Consider the following 15,322-nt stretch of genomic DNA (forward strand, 5'->3'; position numbering starts at 1 on the left):
CCGCCGCAGCGCTTTACCTGTCGCCATCTGCCTGCCGGCGGTGATGTTCAACAGCTCAGAGTTGTTCGGGCTCGATGGCCAGAGATCCGGCCGCGGATGACGACACCGGCCCGACCGCCGCGTTCATTCTGACCGGCCACTATTTCGACGATGGTTTGCTGGTCGGCCCCGTGCTTGACCAGATCAATAGTCCGGTCGTAGCGTTCACCGCTGATGGCGCGATCCATCGGAAAGACGTCCACGCCGAGGTTGCGGCGCGGCAGCCGGACGCTGAGATAATCGCACCACCATGGTCCGGCGCAGCGCCGAGCGAGGCGGTCGAGACCGCGCCGACCCAGCGCGTCCGGCACGTCGCAGCTACCGGAAAACTTGGCCGTGTGCGGTGGTGGAGGGCCTCTGGCGATAACTGGTGTGCCCTGGTCGAGGCCGAAATCTCGCGATGAGCACGCGTCGTCGAGGATCGGGTGCGCTCAAAGGTGGCCAAGTGGAAGTCACTCAACTGGCTATCGGAACCGGCGTCCTGAACTGCATGCCCGGCGTCGGCCACCTGGAGTAGGTCTGCATCACATGACGTGGAGCACAGGTTCAGCGCTCTGCGTTGATGCCGCCGATTCATGCACCAGGGTCGTGTAGCGCGGCCATGGCACAAGACCCATACTGGCTTTTGCCGACGAGGTGGCGCGGTTACTGCTTGGAAAGATGGCGTTCCTCAACCTGACTGGTGGCCGCCGTGCCATCACGCCGCGGACTGCCAGCGCCCAGATCCTCCACGCCATCCTGTTGGCGAGTGCGGCAACCACCAGCCTGCGTGGCTTCGGCGCCATCATCCCACCAACCAGGAGCCTGCCTGCGCTTCCTTGCGGGCCGCCCAGCACACGACAGCCGAGGCGCCGACGATCAACAGGCGTCGGATGTCGCGCTGGCCCATCCCCTAAATACTGCCCAGCCGCGCCTTGCCGCCGGTCGAGTTCGAGGAGGCGGTAATTGTTCAACCAAGCCATCCACTCGAGGGTAGCGTATTCGACGGTCTCCGGGCAGCGTTAAGGGCCGCGGCCGCGTATGATCTCGGTCTTGAACAGCCTGATGGCGCTCTCCACGAGGACGTTATCGTAGCTGCCGCCGACGCTGCCGACGGAGGGCTCGGCCCCGGCCTCGAGCAGCCGTTCCGTGGAGCGAATGCAAACATATTGCGACCTGCGGTCCGAGTGGTGGGTCAGTGCGCCCTTCGTGGAACTGCGCTCGTGCAGTACCTGCTCGAGCGCATCAAGGACGAAGCCTGCACGGGCCGTTCTCGACACTCGCCAGCCGACGATCCGGCGTGCGAAGGCATCGATGACGAAGCGACCTGGGCGGTGCCCTGCCGTATCTCGACGTAGGTGAAATCCGACAACCACAACCCGTTCGGCGCCGGCGCCGGAAGCTGCCGATTCACCAGGTCGGCAAGGTACGACGTCCCGGGATTGGATGCGGGGGTCCGCGTCTCCCTTCCGCGCACAGCTGCCCCGCAGCGCGCATCGGCCGCTCCAATGTGCAGCGGGCGACCGCGATCCGCTCGCGGCCAAGCTGCCGCCAGGCCTTGCGGGCGCCATAGACCCCGAAGTTCGCCTCGTGCACCCGCCAGATCTCGGTGCGGAGCCTGGCATTGCGCCTCGCCCGCCCCGATGCCCTGGAGGGATCCGCCCGCAGCACAGCGTGAGCGTAGTAGGTGGACGGGGCGATCGGCAGCACTTTGCAGATCGGCCTTGATCCGCTTCGCGGCCCAAGCTTGGCAGGCACCCCGGTGATCGTCGATGAAGGCGTTCAGGTCTCTGACCGGCGGTCGAGCTCCGCCTGAGCGAAATAGGCCGACGCCATGCGCAGCATCTCATTGGCCTGGCACAGCTCGCGCATCTCTCGTCCCAGGGCTTTGGTCCGCTCCCGCTCCGCCGTCCTCGGCCCGGGCCTCCCGCCCCCGTCACGCTTGGCCTGCCGAACCCACTTCCGGGGTTGGAGCCTCCAGGATACCCGGCTCGGCTCAGTACCTGGCGGTGGCCCCCCTCGGGCACCCCAAGGCACGCTATAGGCCGAAAGGCTATAATCGCAGCCGCAGCCGCTATCCTCACCGCCGTTCACTGGATGCTTCGCCGAAGTGTCGTTTATGCCGACCGCTTCGACCGGACCGGGCAGGCACGCCGCGCCGCCTGTTTGACCCACAAGCTCGGCAACTCGGCTTCAAGGCCAACGTAAGCCAGTGCGAGACGGCACGACGGCTCGGTTCAAGAACAATGCCGAACGGAGGATTTTGAACGCGGGAGATCACGGCCGGATGCCACTTGCGCCAGGATCGGCGCTTCCGGCGGTGCTTCTCCGCATCCCACTCGTCTTGCCCGAGCAGCTTCAGCCCGGAGCTGTCGACCAGCAAATGCATCGGGCCGACTGGTGCGGCCGCGTGCTTTCGGCCTGCAACGCCGTAGGCAGGCCAGTTCTGGATCCGGCAAGGGGCCTCGGAATGTGATGACGCCGGGCAGCGTGACGCCTGAAGGGCGTGCTCGAGAGCATAACGGCGTGGCCAGAGATGGGCTACCCGCCCTGGCTTCCTGCACCAACGCCGGCCTCCGCGCGTTCTACCGGAGCGGCGCAATCGGCAGGCCCCAGGACGCAAGACGAGCGTCGAAAGCGGCCCAGTTCCGCCAGCGCAGGGCGACACAAGGGAGAAGCGTGATGCCATCTAGCAAGGGCACCGAAGAGACGCCCCAGGCGCAATCATCCACCCCTCGCGGCCCAGGTGATCCGGAACGGGTATCCCCGCCCGGAGTGGCGGCCCTCACGCCTGGGCCGGAGGCCCTGCTCAGCTTCTGGACTTCCTGGGTGAACGCAATGTCCGGAACCAGCCAAGCCTGGGCAGGCGCCGGGATCTGGCCTGCCATCTCTCCCGGCCATGTAGCCGGAGGCTTGGCCGCCAACACCGCAAAGAGCCTCGGCGACCACCTTGCCCAGGACCCGGTGCTGCGTTCCATCGACCGCATGTGGAACGCGAACCCTCTGCGCGATGTTGTACCGGTCGACTGGGCCGAGGTCGTGCGGGCCTTGCGGACGGTCTGGCTCCGCAACCTCGCGCGCCCGGCCGATACGCTGTCCTCCGCCGCCCGGCTGAATGCGGATATGTGGCGCTCGGCAATCGAAACCTGGAACCAAGCGGGCCAACAGTGGCTCGGCCTGATCGCCCCCCCTGCGCCGGGAACGGCCGCCCGGCCTGCGGACAAGCGCTTCACAGCTCCCGAATGGCAGAACAACCCGGTCTACCGCAGCCTAAAGGAAGCCTATCTGCTGGCGTCGGACTGGCTCTTGCGGCAGAGCCAGGCGGATGACCTGGACGAGGCGGAACGGCAGCGCCTCACTTTCCATCTCCGCCAGTTCGTGGATGCGATGAGCCCCTCCCTGCTGCTCTTCTCCAACCCCGCCGCCCTGCGCCGGGCCGTGGAGACCGGTGGCGCGAGCCTTGCGGATGGCGCGCGCAACCTCTTTAGCGACCTGAAAGAGGGCCGCTTGAGCCTGGTGGACACGAAGGCCTTCGCCCCGGGCCGCAATCTCGCACTCTCCCCCGGCAAGGTCGTGCATCGCAACAAGCTGATCGAGTTGATCCAGTACGCCCCCACGGGTGGCGAGGCACACAAGACGCCACTGCTTATCCTGCCACCCTGGATCAACAAGTACTACATCCTCGACCTGCAGCCGAAGAACAGCATGGTGCGCTACCTGACGGAGCGGGGCTTCACCGTTTTCATGGTGTCCTGGAAGAACCCGGACGCATCGATGGATAGCATCACCATCGAGGACTACATGGACCTCGGCCCCCTCGAAGCTAGCGACGTGGTGCGCGAGATCACGGGGAGCCCGACCGTCAACGTAATGGGCTACTGCATCGGCGGCACCCTGCTGGCCATGACGCTCGCCTGGCTGGCAGCCAAGGGCGACGACCGCTTCAACGCGGCCACCTTTATGGTGTCAATGCAGGACTTCTCGCGCGTCGGCGACACCGCGGTGTTCATGGGGGACGATTCCCTTGACCTGATCGAGCAGCAGATGATGGAACGCGGCTATCTCGACAGCCGAGAGATGTCGAACATGTTCAATCTGCTGCGCTCAAACGACCTAATCTGGGCAAATGTCGTCAACAATTATCTGATGGGCGAAAAACCCCCCGCCTTCGACCTGCTCTACTGGAACAGCGACGGAACCCGGATGACCCGCGCGGCCCATAGTTGGTACCTGCGCAACACCTATCGCGAGAACAATCTGATCATACCGGGCCGGATACAGTTGAAGGGGGAGACAATCGATCTCGGCCGCATCCGCCAGGACATCTATGCCGTCGGTGCCGAGCGGGACCACATTGTTCCCTGGGACGCAGCGTGGCGCATCAGCCAGCTCGTCGGCGGCAAGGTCCGCTACGTGCTGGCGTCGAGCGGCCACATCGCCGGCATCATCAATCCACCGGGGGGCAAGGGGGCCCATTGGATACTGCCCCCAGATGTGCCGGCCGCCGCCACAGCGGCCGAGTGGAGGCAAAGCGCCGTCCGGCACGATGGAAGCTGGTGGTCCGACTGGAGCGTATGGCTCGGTGAGCGTTCAGGTCCCAAAGCCCCTCCGCCAGCGATGGGCAGCCCGCGCCATCCACCGCTGGAAGATGCACCCGGTCGATACGTTCTGGAGAAGTAGAGCAAGGAGGCGGAACGATGAAGTTCACCATAGAGGTCGATTGCACGGCGGAGGAGGCTAGGCACTTCTTCGGCCTCCCCGACGTCAAGCCCATGCAGGATGCTGCCATGGCGAAGCTCAGCCAGCAGATGACCGACGCCGTCGCGAGCCTGGCACCCGAGGCAATGCTCAGGACTTGGCTTCCTCTGTCGCCTTGGACACCAGCCCAGATGCAGGAAGCCATGTCGAACATGTTCAAGGCACCACCCAGCACGAAGAAGCGGGAGAGCCCGTAGCAGAGCGCAGCAGTCTACGGACACTCTGCAGGTCCATTAGCCGCCCGGGCGAGGCGCACAGTGCCGGAGAGAGTTGGCGGACCTCCGGCCGAAGCGAAGACCTCAGTCCCGGATGGCCTCGTAGCTGACTGCGGTCCCACGCGCGGCCAAGCTGAGCTTGGCGTCCTGGAGGCTCATGCTGAAGCAATGGTACAGCCACGCTGCATGCTGGATACCGGAAGCCGCGATAAGGGCTGGGGAAGGGTATGCAGCGGAGGCTGCCAAGGCCCGATTGGGTCCACTAACCTGACGACGCCCTTCTCTCAGCGCACACCATCATCTTCCGCACGCGCCGTCACCTGCTGACAGTTGGAGGCTGCCGGCAGGAACGCCCAAGAGGTATCCTCTCAGCGTTCAAGCATCGAGCCGTGGATCCATCCGATCGGCTCAGTTTCTCCGACCTGATACCACCCGCCCGGCGCCTCCGCGAAGACGCGAAGCCGCGTGCCTCTCGGCAGGACGCGCAGAACCGCCCCACCACCGGCCGGGTTGCTCCGGAGGTTGACCGGATGGGCCGATGTGGTGGTAACCGAGCCCTGCGAGGGCATGCTCTCGGCGGACGGTGTCGGCAGGGCTGGAGGCGGCACCGGCTCAGCCGTGGATCGTGCACGCGAAGGCGGGCGCGGAGGCGTCGCTGTTTCCGGCGCCAAGGTCGAGGTGTCCGGCACGGGCGGAAGAGGCACGACGGACCGTGCAGAGGTCGGCCCACCGCCATCGTAGCAGCGAGTGGTTGTTTCCACATAGGTGCGGGTGGCTTCCGAGCTGCTGAAAGCAACGAACTGCTCGATCCTCTCCGCTCTCGGGCTGACGATCGAAACAATGGGCAGGTAGGGATCTTCCGCTGCACCAGTGAGGTTCACCTGCCCGCAGACCGCAAAACCGCCAAGGGCTTGCCTGTGGGCCATCACGCCCCTGAACTTCGCCCCCGGCGTGATGTTGCGGGCCGTCGCGCGAAGCCGCTCCTCGGCCGCCTTGATTGCTGTCGTAGCGTCCGCTTCGGAGTGCGCCGCCCGCTCGGCTTGCTGGCGCTTTCTCTTGGTTTCCGCGTCGTCACACGCCGCCACGGCCAGCGCCGTCAGCAACAGGGACGCTACAATCCTGAGGCGCATGCATCTGCCCTTCGCTGTGGAGACGCTCCGGCGGTAGCAACGCGAGGCCCACCGGACCGAAGGGGCGGTCTTGCTCAACTGTGACCGCACCGTCGCTGGGGAGTTCGGCCATGCCACGAAGGTGCCGACCAGGGCTGCCCGAATTCGGATGGGGCCGTCTGGCGCATGTTGGGGATCGGGGCAGGCTGCGTTCCAAGGCTCGGCCGATCGAGCGCCGCTGAAGCAGATCAGCAGGATGCCGGAGCGTATCTGAGTGGTCCGCAGGTAGGGTGGGGTGCGCCGATCATCAAGGCTGCCCACCGCACTGTCCGAATGCGGGGCCGTGGCATGTCGGCCCGGCATTCATGCCCAGGCACGCCAGAAGAAGGTGATGGTCATGGCGGTGCTGAAGAGGATGACAAACCCCCGCAGAACGGGCGCCGGCATCCAGCTGGCCAGAACCGCCCCGAAATAGCCGCCAACCACGGCTGCAACGAGCATGATGCCAGTGGCTGACCAGTGCACCGGGCCGGCCACAGCGAAGCAGGCGACCGCGACGAAGTTGGCCGCACTGACCAGGAGGGTGCGCAGGGCGCTCATGGCCTTGATGTCGAGATCGCCGAGCAAGCCCCAGACAGCCATCATCATGATCCCGACGCCCCCGCCGAAATAGCCAGCGTAGATCGACAGCAGCACCTGGGTGCCGAGCACGGCGCCGCGTCCGATGCGAACCCGCTTGCGCAGGGCTGCCCCAAGCGGCCGCCCGAAGGTGAAGGCCAGGGTGCCGAGGAGCATGAGCCAGGGCAGCAGGCGGTCGAAGACACGAGACGTGGTTGCGAGGAGCAGCAGCGCCCCGGCCAGCCCACCCGTGAGGCTAATCAGCAGCAGGGTGCGAGAGGGGATCCCGTGCAGCGAGCGGAAGTCCCGCCGCCACGCCCAGGCGCTCGCAAGCGTACCGGGCAGCAGTGCCACGGTGCTGGACGCGTTGGCGGCGACCGAGGGCAGTCCCACGAACACCATCGCAGGGATGGTGATGAAGGACCCGCCGCCCGCGGCCGCGTTCATTGCGCCTGCCAGCAATCCCGCACCGAGCAGGATGAGTGTTGCTTCGAGGTCCATCGTTCCTAAGCTGCCCTAGGCATGCGGAGTTCCTGGAGTTAGATCGGTCCGAACGGATGGTGCTGCTTGAGTGTGATCGCGCCAGCACGCGCTAACTCCAGCCCTGCCACGAGGGTGCTGGCGAGGTGGCCGGCGACCACGAAGGGGGCGGCGAGGAGGGGGAGACGGCACCGGCCTCGCATTAGGCGCAGAGGACGCGCCAGTCGACCTCGTAAGCGCGGCGGGTGTTCCCGAACAAGGCCGGGCCTGCGTAGTCGGCGGCCTGGGCGACCTCGTTCCGACCAGCCTCGCGAGCACCGCCAGGGGAGCGCCTTGGCCCCGGTGGCGTTACCGCCCTCCCCTCGCCTGCTGACACCAGAAAACGCCGGCCTTTGCTGGGCTGCGCGTCCCTCTCGCGATCATTGCCCCCGAACCCCCTGCCCTCGTTGACCCGCCCCGCAGCCGTCCGCGCGCCCGCCACTTTGGCCCGTCCTAGTGTGCCAGAGCGGGCTCACGGAAGGCAATCGCGCCCCCTCCGCCGGAGGCACGATAGTAGGGGGTTACCGTGCCCTCAGGGGAGAAGGGGACAGATTGCTATCGGGACGGCAGCCTTGGCCTCCTGCGGAGGTCGGAGCGGCCTCAAGGGGCCTGGGGTCGGTAAGCGAGGCGGTAGCGCGGGCCTCCGGCTATGCCGGGCGGGTCCTCTCTGACGATACGCGGCGGCCTATGAGAGCGACCGGCGCGCCTTCTGCGCGCAGTGCGAGGCGGGCGGTGTCGCTGTTCCTCTCGGGATAGAAAGGGAATGGGGGCGTCGGACTAAGTCCGATGCCCCCATTGTATCCGCTTGTGCAGCGGCAATCGTATAGCCCGGTATCGAGGCTGCCACCTATTCGGCGTTTCACCAAATTTATAAGCGTCAACTAAATCAAAGCAGCCAACTTTTTCCTCGCCGACGTAAAATCGATGAGACGCCTTCCTTTGCTAGGCCTGATGGCTGGCTATGCGGACCGGGGACCCACCGCATGGTCCAGTTCCATACGTATATTTCTGTACCTTCACGGACAGAAGCCGGGCGACGGCATTCCATCTATTCCAACCGGGCACCGGAGATTCGCACCACCTCCCGCCACATCGGGCGCTCGCGTTCGACACGGGCACTCACCTCAGCAGGGGTGCTCCAGACGCAGCGGGCTCCAGCGCGCAGGAACCGCTCCTGCATCGCTGGATCCTGGCCAATCTCGCGCATCGTCCCCGCCGCGCGTTCCACGATCGGGGCGGGAACGCCCGTGGGGAAGGCCATGGCGCACCAACTGGTCACCACGAAGTCGGGCACCCCTACCTCAGCCATGACGGGAACATTGGGCAGGGTCGGCCAGCGTTCGGCGCCCGTGATAACGAAGGCCTTCATGCGGCCTTCCTTGATGACCGGCACATAGCTGGCGAGATTGTCCATCGCGCAGGTCAGATCGCCGGCCAGCATCGCTGGAATGATCTGCGCCGCGCCTCGGAACGGCACATGGGTGCCGTCGATGCCGAGGCGGTTGGTGAAGAGCGCTCCGCTCAGATGTGCTGTCGTGCCGACCCCCGGGGAACCATAGCTGATGCCCCCGCGCCGCTCCTTCGCCCAGGCGACAAACTCCTGGAAGCTGTTCGCTGGATTGTGCTGGGCAGAGACGACCAGGACGTTCGGCAACTCCCAATGCATGGAAATCGGCTGGAAGTCGCGCTGCGGATCGTAGGGAAGCTTACTGTAGAGGAACTGGTTTATATGCCAGGCGCCGAGCGTCAGCGGCCCCATGCTGTATCCGTCGCTGGGGGCCTTGGCTAAAGCATCCGCACCGATATTGCCACCAGCACCCGGCCGGTTCTCCAGCACGAAGGACTGGCCGAGCTTCTGCTGCATCTGCTCGCAAAGAAGCCGGCAAAGCACGTCGGTCGACCCCCCGGGCGGCCAAGGCACGATGACGCGGACAGAGCGGTTCGGCCAAGCTTCCTGCGCCGCGGCGGGGCGCACAAACGGTGCTGCGATCGCAGCGGACAGCATCAGGCGGCGTGTTGTTTGCACCTGTTTCCTCCCACTTGTTCCGGAAACAATACACACGCCGGTCGCGCAGGGCTATGGCTGGCTCGGAACGCGGCGCCGCCGATTGAGAAGGCGGGTGCCCCGTTCGCCTCCATCAGCTACCCCGGCCCAGACCGCGGCCGCAGTAGCCACGCCCTGCTCCTCCCCACACGCACATCTTGGGGCTCCGCCCCCGCAGGCGGGCACCCCGCCGCCCGTGATTGCCGCAGTCCTCGCCGTGCTGGGGCTGTTCGGAGTCGGCTGGTACCCGCTCTATTTGCTCCAGATCGCGGAGAGCGCGCCCAAGATTTGACCACCTCGACGGTGGTGAGGCGCTTGGGTTTGGTGGTCCAGGTCCAGCGTTAGCCTTCGACGGCTACGGAGCCCTCTGACACCCCTGAAGGGCTTGCCAGAGAACGGTATTCTTGTGGCGTCCTCTGGCCAAGGGCCATCGGAGGACGGCTCTCATTGTAGTTCCGCGGCCAGGCCTCGATCTCTTCCTTGCCTCTCCCAGCGTCTCGAACCAATGCAGGTTTAGGCACCCGCTCCGGGCGGTGGTCCTGCCGCCCTGCCTGCCATCCCCAGCCGACAACGTGTCCGGCGAGTCAGGAGAGGAAGCCCTCGCATAATGCCATCCTGGGAGGTTCCCTCGCCCGTTGCCAACACGGACAGGCCGGCCTGCATCCGAGCAATCAAGATTTGAAGATCGTCTGCCACTCCGCCCGCGCCTTCTGCATGTCTGCGGTCGACAGGGCACGCCAATCCAGGTCGATGAGCTTCAGGTTGCTCACGTTCGGCGCGTACTCAGGCACGGGGCTATCGAAACCAGCGCGTCCGGAACTCATGGCCTCGCGCCGTGCGAGAATTCCCTGTGCCTCCGGGGACAGGATGTAGTCGATCCAGAGCTTTGCCGCGTTAGGGTGAGGCGCCTGCTTCAGGATAAAGGTGCACTGCGGCATCAGCACGTTCCCTTCCGCCGGAAAAATGAACTTCAGCTTCGCACCGTTCGCATTGTTCTGCAGCGCGCGCGTCGGCTGGCCAAAAATCGCCATCATGTCCTGGTTGGAAACCAGTCGGCTGGCGATCTGCTCTGACCGCACGAGGAAGTTCGGCCGCTTCGCCGCCACCTCGCGGAACCAGTCGTCGCCCAATACACGACGCATTCCGATGAAAGTGGCAAGGTAAGCGGCCGAGATGGAAGCATCGCCGAGGCTGGCGCGCCGGGGCTGGATGAAGCCCGGCACGTCGCGCCACGACTTTCCGTTGAAATTCACGCCCTCACTGTTCCACATGGGCGTGAAGAGATAGGCGCCATTGAAGGCGAAGAAGCGCGGCTGGCCGAGCCCCGTCGTGAAGACGCCGCCGTAGTGCTGGTACTCCGGCGAGTCATATTCCAGGATATGCCCGTCGCGTACCTTCTCGAACACCCAGGTGGGGGAGGCGACGGAGGCGATGTCCATCGTCACGCGCCCTGCCTGCAACTCCTGCTCCACGCGCGTGATCATGTTGCCGGTGTTGGAGAGGGTGTAGTTCACTCGGAACGAGGATGGCAGGTCGTAGGCCTTGCGGAAGCCCGCCGTCAGCTCGTCATTTGTCTCAGGCTGCAGGACCGTGTCGAAGTAGCTGAGGCTACCCTCCCGCTTCGCTCCCTCGATCAGCTGCGCGCGGCCGTCTCCGCCCTGTGCCAGGGCCGGGCGTGCGAGCGCCGCGGCGCCCAGGCCCATCAGCCCCACGGTGAACTCTCTGCGTCGCATGCTGTCTCCCCCAGAATGCCTCAGCCCAGCTGGGCCGGTGCCGCGTCCCAAGCTGCCGCGGCGTGCAGCACGAAGCCGGCCGGGCGCGCGTTGCGCCGGGCGGCAAGTGCGGGCGGCAGCGTTCCGTCCCAGCTGTTCGCGTCGAAGCGGTAGCCGTTCACCTCGCTTGCCTCGTCGGAGACGACGAAGAGCAGTGGCGCCACCATGGCCTCCGGTTCCAGCAGGACCGGCATGGTTCCGTTCCGGCTACCGGCACGCCACTCCTCGGCCATGCCGGGTGTGTTGGCGCCACTGCCTGGATTGACGATATTCGCCGTCACCCCCGTTCCCGCCAGTTCCTTCGCCCAGATCTCAGTCGCCATCTCCAGCGCCGCCTTCGAGGGACCATAGGGCGAACTGCCCGGGCGGTTCATCGTATCCAGCTTGGTGGTGACATTGATAATGCGCCCCCACCCCTGCTCCAGCAGATACGGCACGACACGGCGCGCCAGACGGTCTGCGGCGGTAAAGTTCGTGTCCATCACGGCCTGCACTAGCCCGTCCCCGCATTCCCAAAAGGGCTGCGGCTTCGGGCGGCGGAACTTGTCCGGGCTGATTGTCGTGAAGGTCAGGCCCGCGTTGTTCACGAGTATGTGGAGGCCGCCGAAGCGTGCCCGCGCCGCCTCAACAAGGGCGGTGCAGGCCTCCGGGTCGCGGATGTCGGACAGGGCGGGCTGCAGCGCCTCGTCGGGTATGCCGCGCGCCCGGGCCGCCGCCTGCATCGGTGCCAGGTCCTCGGCGATATGGCCGGCCGCAAGCACGCGGTAGCCGGCCTCGGCCAGGCCGATCGCCATCGCCTTCCCCAGGCCTCGTAGCCCGCCCGTGACAATTGCCACGCGCCCCACCATCGCCGTTCCTCCGCCGTGGGGCATGCCCCCCTCTTACCGTGGAACCTAGGCCCCGGCGGGGCCGGGTGGAAATGTCCGAGCTGATCAATAAGCTCTTGCCCAAAAGTCCGAAATTAAGGGGGATTCGTTGAACAAGTTCCTGGCCCTGACTGTTTTTACCAAGGTGGCGGAGCACGGCGGCTTCACTGCCGCGGCGCGGCGGCTCGGCCTCTCCGTATCGGCCGTGACGAAAACGGTGGCCCGGCTGGAGGACGAGACGGGCACCCAACTGTTTAACAGAACCACCCGCCAGCTCCACACGACAGATCTCGGACAGGAGTTCTACGAACGCTGCGTCCGTATCCTCGCGGACCTGGAGGATGCCGAGGCGGCGCTGCGCCAAGGCAGCATCGCCTATCGCGGCCGCGTCCGGGTGCTTACCCCCTTCTCCTTCGGGCGGGTGACGCTGGTGCCGGAGCTTCCGGCCTTTCTGCGCAAATACCCGGAGATCCAGCTTGACCTCTCCTTCAGCGACGGACCAGTGGACCTGATCGCGGAGGGCTACGACTTGGCGGTCCGTACCGGCGAGATCAGTGACTCTCGCCTTACCACCCGAGTCCTGACGCACGGCATGCAGGTAACCTTCGCCGCGCCCTCCTACCTCGCCCGACACGGGATCCCGCGGACACCGGAAGAGCTGCGTCAGCACAACTGCATCGTCGGCCGCTTCGGGCCGGAATGGAGTTTCCGCGGCCCGGATCGGAAGCCAATGACGGTGATGGTGCGGGGCAGCACGGTCGTGAACAGCGGGGACGCCCTGAGGGAGGCTGCGGTAGCGGGCATCGGCATTGGCCAGGGCACCTGGTGGCTGGTCCGCAAGGACCTGGAGAGGGGCGCGGTCGAATCCATTCTTCCGGACTACGCGCTCAGGGGCATGCCAATATCCATCCTCTATCCCGCCCAGCGGCACCTGCCGGCGAAGGTCCGGGTCTTCATCGATTTCCTTGTGGCTATCACCCGAGCCGACTGAGGAGCGCTTCCATTTGAGACAGAACGGCAAGTTTGTTTTGGCGAGATCGGACATTCCGGAAAGCCGGTTTCCATGACGTGATTCCACCCCAAGCCGGCCGAATGCCGGATGGAGGGAACGAGCCATGCGCCTGGGCTACTTCACCATGCCGATCCACCCGCAGGGCCGGAACTGGACGGAAACACTGAAGGAAGACCGCGAGACCGTAATCCTGGCGGACCAACTGGGCTTCCACGATGCCTTCATCGGCGAACACCTGACCGACACCTGCGAAAACATCACCAGCAGCATGATGTTCCTCGCCTCCCTCGTTTCCGATACGAAGCGGATCAAACTCGCCACAGGTACGGCCAACCTCTCCCACCATCATCCCGTCATCGTCGCGGCGCAGGCCGCAATGCTGGACCATTTGGCGGAGGGCCGCTTCATCCTTGGAGTCAGCCCCGGAGCCCTCACCTCCGACGCCGAGGCGCTGGGCATCCTGGACCAGGACCGGAACCGCATGTTCGCGGAATCAATCGACGTGATCCTGGAGATCTGGGCCCGTAACGCGCCCTACGACATCGACCTGCCGGATAACCGCTTCAAGGTCTCGACCATGAAGACCCAGGCACTACAGCTGGGCGTCGGCAACCTGCCCAAACCCTATCAGAGCCCACGGCCGGAAATCGTGGGCACGGTGCTCGCCCCAGGCTCGCAGGGCGTGATCGCCATGGGGCGGCGGGACTTCCACCCGCTCTCGGCTAACTTCCTCCTTCCAATGTGGCTCCGTTCGCACTGGGAGAATTACGCAGACGGTAAGTCCCAGGTCGGGCAGGTGGCACAGACCGCCGACTGGCGCGTCGCGCGGACAATCTTCGTGTCGGACGATACCCGCACCGCAGCCTCATATGGCGGCGACGACCCGAACAGCCCCTACACGTTCTACTACCGGCAACTCCTGGCGAAGATGACGCGCAGCAAGCGTCTCTTCGTGTTCAAGACGCACAAAGATGAACCGGACGAGGCCGTTACGCTGGAGCGCGTGCTGAAGGAATGCGTCATCCGGGGCACGGTGGACGAGGTGGTGCAGCAGTTGCTCGCGCTGCGCGAGCGGATCGGCGACTTCGGCGAGATTGTCTATGCCGGCCTCGATTGGGTTGATCCGGCGCTGGCAAAGCGATCGATGACCCTGATGGCCGAGCAGGTGATGCCGCGAGTGAACGCCGCGATTGCCCAGGAGACCGGACGAGCGGCATGAGGTCGCGGACGAAAAGTCAAAGATGAATTTCTTATCTGAGAAATCCTCAACGCCTGCATGGCCGTCTAGCCTACCCCTAACGTCCGAAATCATGCGCCCACCCCCGCGGTCGGGCGGCGCAACCGGCGAGTGAAAGACCGGAAGGAGGGAGCGATGCGCGTTGCCGCCAATGGCACTGTGTTGCACGCCAGGATCGAGGGCGCTGCGCAAGGCCCCTGGGCGATCCTGGCCCATGGCATCGCCACGGATCTCGGGCTCTGGGAAGGCGTGGCGCGGAGGCTGGCAAATCGGTTCCGCGTGCTACGCTACGACGCGCGCGGCCATGGCGGCTCGGACGCGCCTCCGGGCCCATACAGCCTCGACCTACTCGGCCAGGACGCGCTCGGGCTGATGGACGCGCTAGGGATTCAGCGCGCGCATTTCGCCGGCCTCTCGATGGGCGGCATGGTCGGGCTCGGATTGGCTCTGAACCACCCTGAGCGGCTGCTCAGCCTCAGTTGCCTCGATGCCCGCGCCTCCGCGCCCGCCGCCTATCGCGAGGCCTGGGCGGGGCGCGCCGCCGCCGTCAAAGAAGGAGGCATGGAGACAATGGTGGAGCCCAGCCTGTCCCGCTGGTTCGCCGCCGGCTTCCGCGAGGAGCAGCCAGCCGAGGCCGCGCGGGTGGCCGCGATGGTCCGGGCCACGCACCCGCAGGGCTATCGCGGCTGCGCGGCCGCGCTCCAGCAACTCGATTACGGCGAAAGGCTGCACACGATCACGATCCCCACCCTTTATCTTGCCGGTGCCGAGGACGCCGGAGCACCGCCCGAGGTCATGCGGGCGATGGCCGATGCCACACCAAACGCCCGCTACGTCGAGATCGCCGCTGCGGGCCACCTTTCGGCCCTCGAGCAGCCAGAATGCGTAATCCGGTGGATCGTGATCAGTGATTCCGTTTGATCGTGATCAGTGGATCCGGTGGATGCTGATCGGTGATTCCGGTGAATGTGATCACTGGAATTGGGGTCGGGTCAGAGGAGCGGCGCGGCCGGCAAGTCTCAACCAACGGTAGTTTCGCCCCTGTGCTGAGCAGGGGGGCGGGATGCCAGGCGAGAGAGTGCCGATGCGCAAGATCCGAGATGTTCTACGGCTTGGCTGGGGCCAGGGCCTGTCCCAGCGGGTGATGGCTCGCA

Annotated in this window: 11 protein-coding genes, 3 pseudogenes and 1 other annotated feature; of the genes and pseudogenes, 5 read left to right on the forward strand and 9 right to left on the reverse strand. The window is 65.6% G+C overall.

Going from position 1 to position 15,322, the window contains the following annotated elements:
* Window positions 1-47: 47 nt before the first annotated feature.
* From ACO1BU_RS32410 to ACO1BU_RS32425, 4 genes and pseudogenes are all read right to left on the reverse strand, one after another.
* A complete protein-coding gene (locus ACO1BU_RS32410) occupies window positions 48-350 on the reverse strand; it encodes a hypothetical protein (protein ID WP_424140072.1) in 303 nt (100 codons plus the stop codon).
* A 393-nt stretch (window positions 351-743) separates the two neighbouring features.
* Window positions 744-967: pseudogene (locus ACO1BU_RS32415) on the reverse strand (IS110 family RNA-guided transposase); the annotation flags it as partial.
* Window position 968: 1 nt separating this feature from the next.
* Window positions 969-1,983 (reverse strand): annotated as a pseudogene (locus ACO1BU_RS32420) (IS3 family transposase); the annotation flags it as partial.
* Window positions 1,760-1,846 (reverse strand) — a sequence feature (AL1L pseudoknot). (Overlaps the previous pseudogene by 87 nt.)
* 322 nt (window positions 1,984-2,305) lie before the next feature.
* Window positions 2,306-2,413 (reverse strand): annotated as a pseudogene (locus ACO1BU_RS32425) (IS5/IS1182 family transposase); the annotation flags it as partial.
* Window positions 2,414-2,700: 287 nt separating this feature from the next.
* On the opposite strand from ACO1BU_RS32425, the gene ACO1BU_RS32430 reads away from it, so the two are divergent.
* A complete protein-coding gene (locus ACO1BU_RS32430) occupies window positions 2,701-4,698 on the forward strand; it encodes a PHA/PHB synthase family protein (protein WP_424140073.1) in 1,998 nt (665 codons plus the stop codon).
* 17 nt (window positions 4,699-4,715) lie between these two features.
* Window positions 4,716-4,973 carry a DUF6489 family protein gene (locus tag ACO1BU_RS32435; protein WP_424140074.1) on the forward strand — a complete coding sequence of 86 codons (258 nt, stop codon included), beginning with the start codon at window positions 4,716-4,718 and terminating at the stop codon, window positions 4,971-4,973.
* A gap of 386 nt (window positions 4,974-5,359) precedes the next feature.
* Here ACO1BU_RS32435 and ACO1BU_RS32440 read toward each other — a convergent pair whose 3' ends face one another.
* The 5 genes from ACO1BU_RS32440 to ACO1BU_RS32460 all read right to left on the reverse strand — a co-directional run bounded on the left by ACO1BU_RS32440 (window position 5,360) and on the right by ACO1BU_RS32460 (window position 11,925).
* Window positions 5,360-6,121 (reverse strand): SH3 domain-containing protein, encoded by a 762-nt coding sequence (locus ACO1BU_RS32440; protein ID WP_424140075.1) that lies wholly within the window; start codon window positions 6,119-6,121, stop codon window positions 5,360-5,362.
* A 342-nt stretch (window positions 6,122-6,463) separates the two neighbouring features.
* Window positions 6,464-7,219 carry a sulfite exporter TauE/SafE family protein gene (locus tag ACO1BU_RS32445; RefSeq protein ID WP_424140076.1) on the reverse strand — a complete coding sequence of 252 codons (756 nt, stop codon included), beginning with the start codon at window positions 7,217-7,219 and terminating at the stop codon, window positions 6,464-6,466.
* A gap of 1,066 nt (window positions 7,220-8,285) precedes the next feature.
* Window positions 8,286-9,263 (reverse strand): Bug family tripartite tricarboxylate transporter substrate binding protein, encoded by a 978-nt coding sequence (locus tag ACO1BU_RS32450; RefSeq protein WP_424140077.1) that lies wholly within the window; start codon window positions 9,261-9,263, stop codon window positions 8,286-8,288.
* Between the two features lie 689 nt (window positions 9,264-9,952).
* A complete protein-coding gene (locus ACO1BU_RS32455; RefSeq protein WP_424140078.1) occupies window positions 9,953-11,014 on the reverse strand; it encodes an ABC transporter substrate-binding protein in 1,062 nt (353 codons plus the stop codon).
* Window positions 11,015-11,034: 20 nt separating this feature from the next.
* Entirely contained in the window at window positions 11,035-11,925 is an 891-nt protein-coding gene (locus tag ACO1BU_RS32460) for an SDR family NAD(P)-dependent oxidoreductase (protein ID WP_424140079.1), read from the reverse strand.
* 103 nt (window positions 11,926-12,028) lie between these two features.
* Between ACO1BU_RS32460 and ACO1BU_RS32465 the strand changes: the two genes are divergently transcribed.
* The 3 genes from ACO1BU_RS32465 to ACO1BU_RS32475 all read left to right on the forward strand — a co-directional run bounded on the left by ACO1BU_RS32465 (window position 12,029) and on the right by ACO1BU_RS32475 (window position 15,089).
* Entirely contained in the window at window positions 12,029-12,910 is an 882-nt protein-coding gene (locus tag ACO1BU_RS32465; RefSeq protein WP_424140080.1) for a LysR family transcriptional regulator, read from the forward strand.
* 124 nt (window positions 12,911-13,034) lie between these two features.
* A complete protein-coding gene (locus ACO1BU_RS32470; protein ID WP_424140081.1) occupies window positions 13,035-14,150 on the forward strand; it encodes an LLM class flavin-dependent oxidoreductase in 1,116 nt (371 codons plus the stop codon).
* Window positions 14,151-14,303: 153 nt separating this feature from the next.
* Entirely contained in the window at window positions 14,304-15,089 is a 786-nt protein-coding gene (locus ACO1BU_RS32475) for an alpha/beta fold hydrolase (protein WP_424140082.1), read from the forward strand.
* The last annotated feature ends 233 nt before the right edge of the window (window positions 15,090-15,322 follow it).

The sequence above is a fragment of the Roseomonas chloroacetimidivorans genome (assembly GCF_049629625.1).
Classification (GTDB): domain Bacteria; phylum Pseudomonadota; class Alphaproteobacteria; order Acetobacterales; family Acetobacteraceae; genus Roseomonas; species Roseomonas chloroacetimidivorans.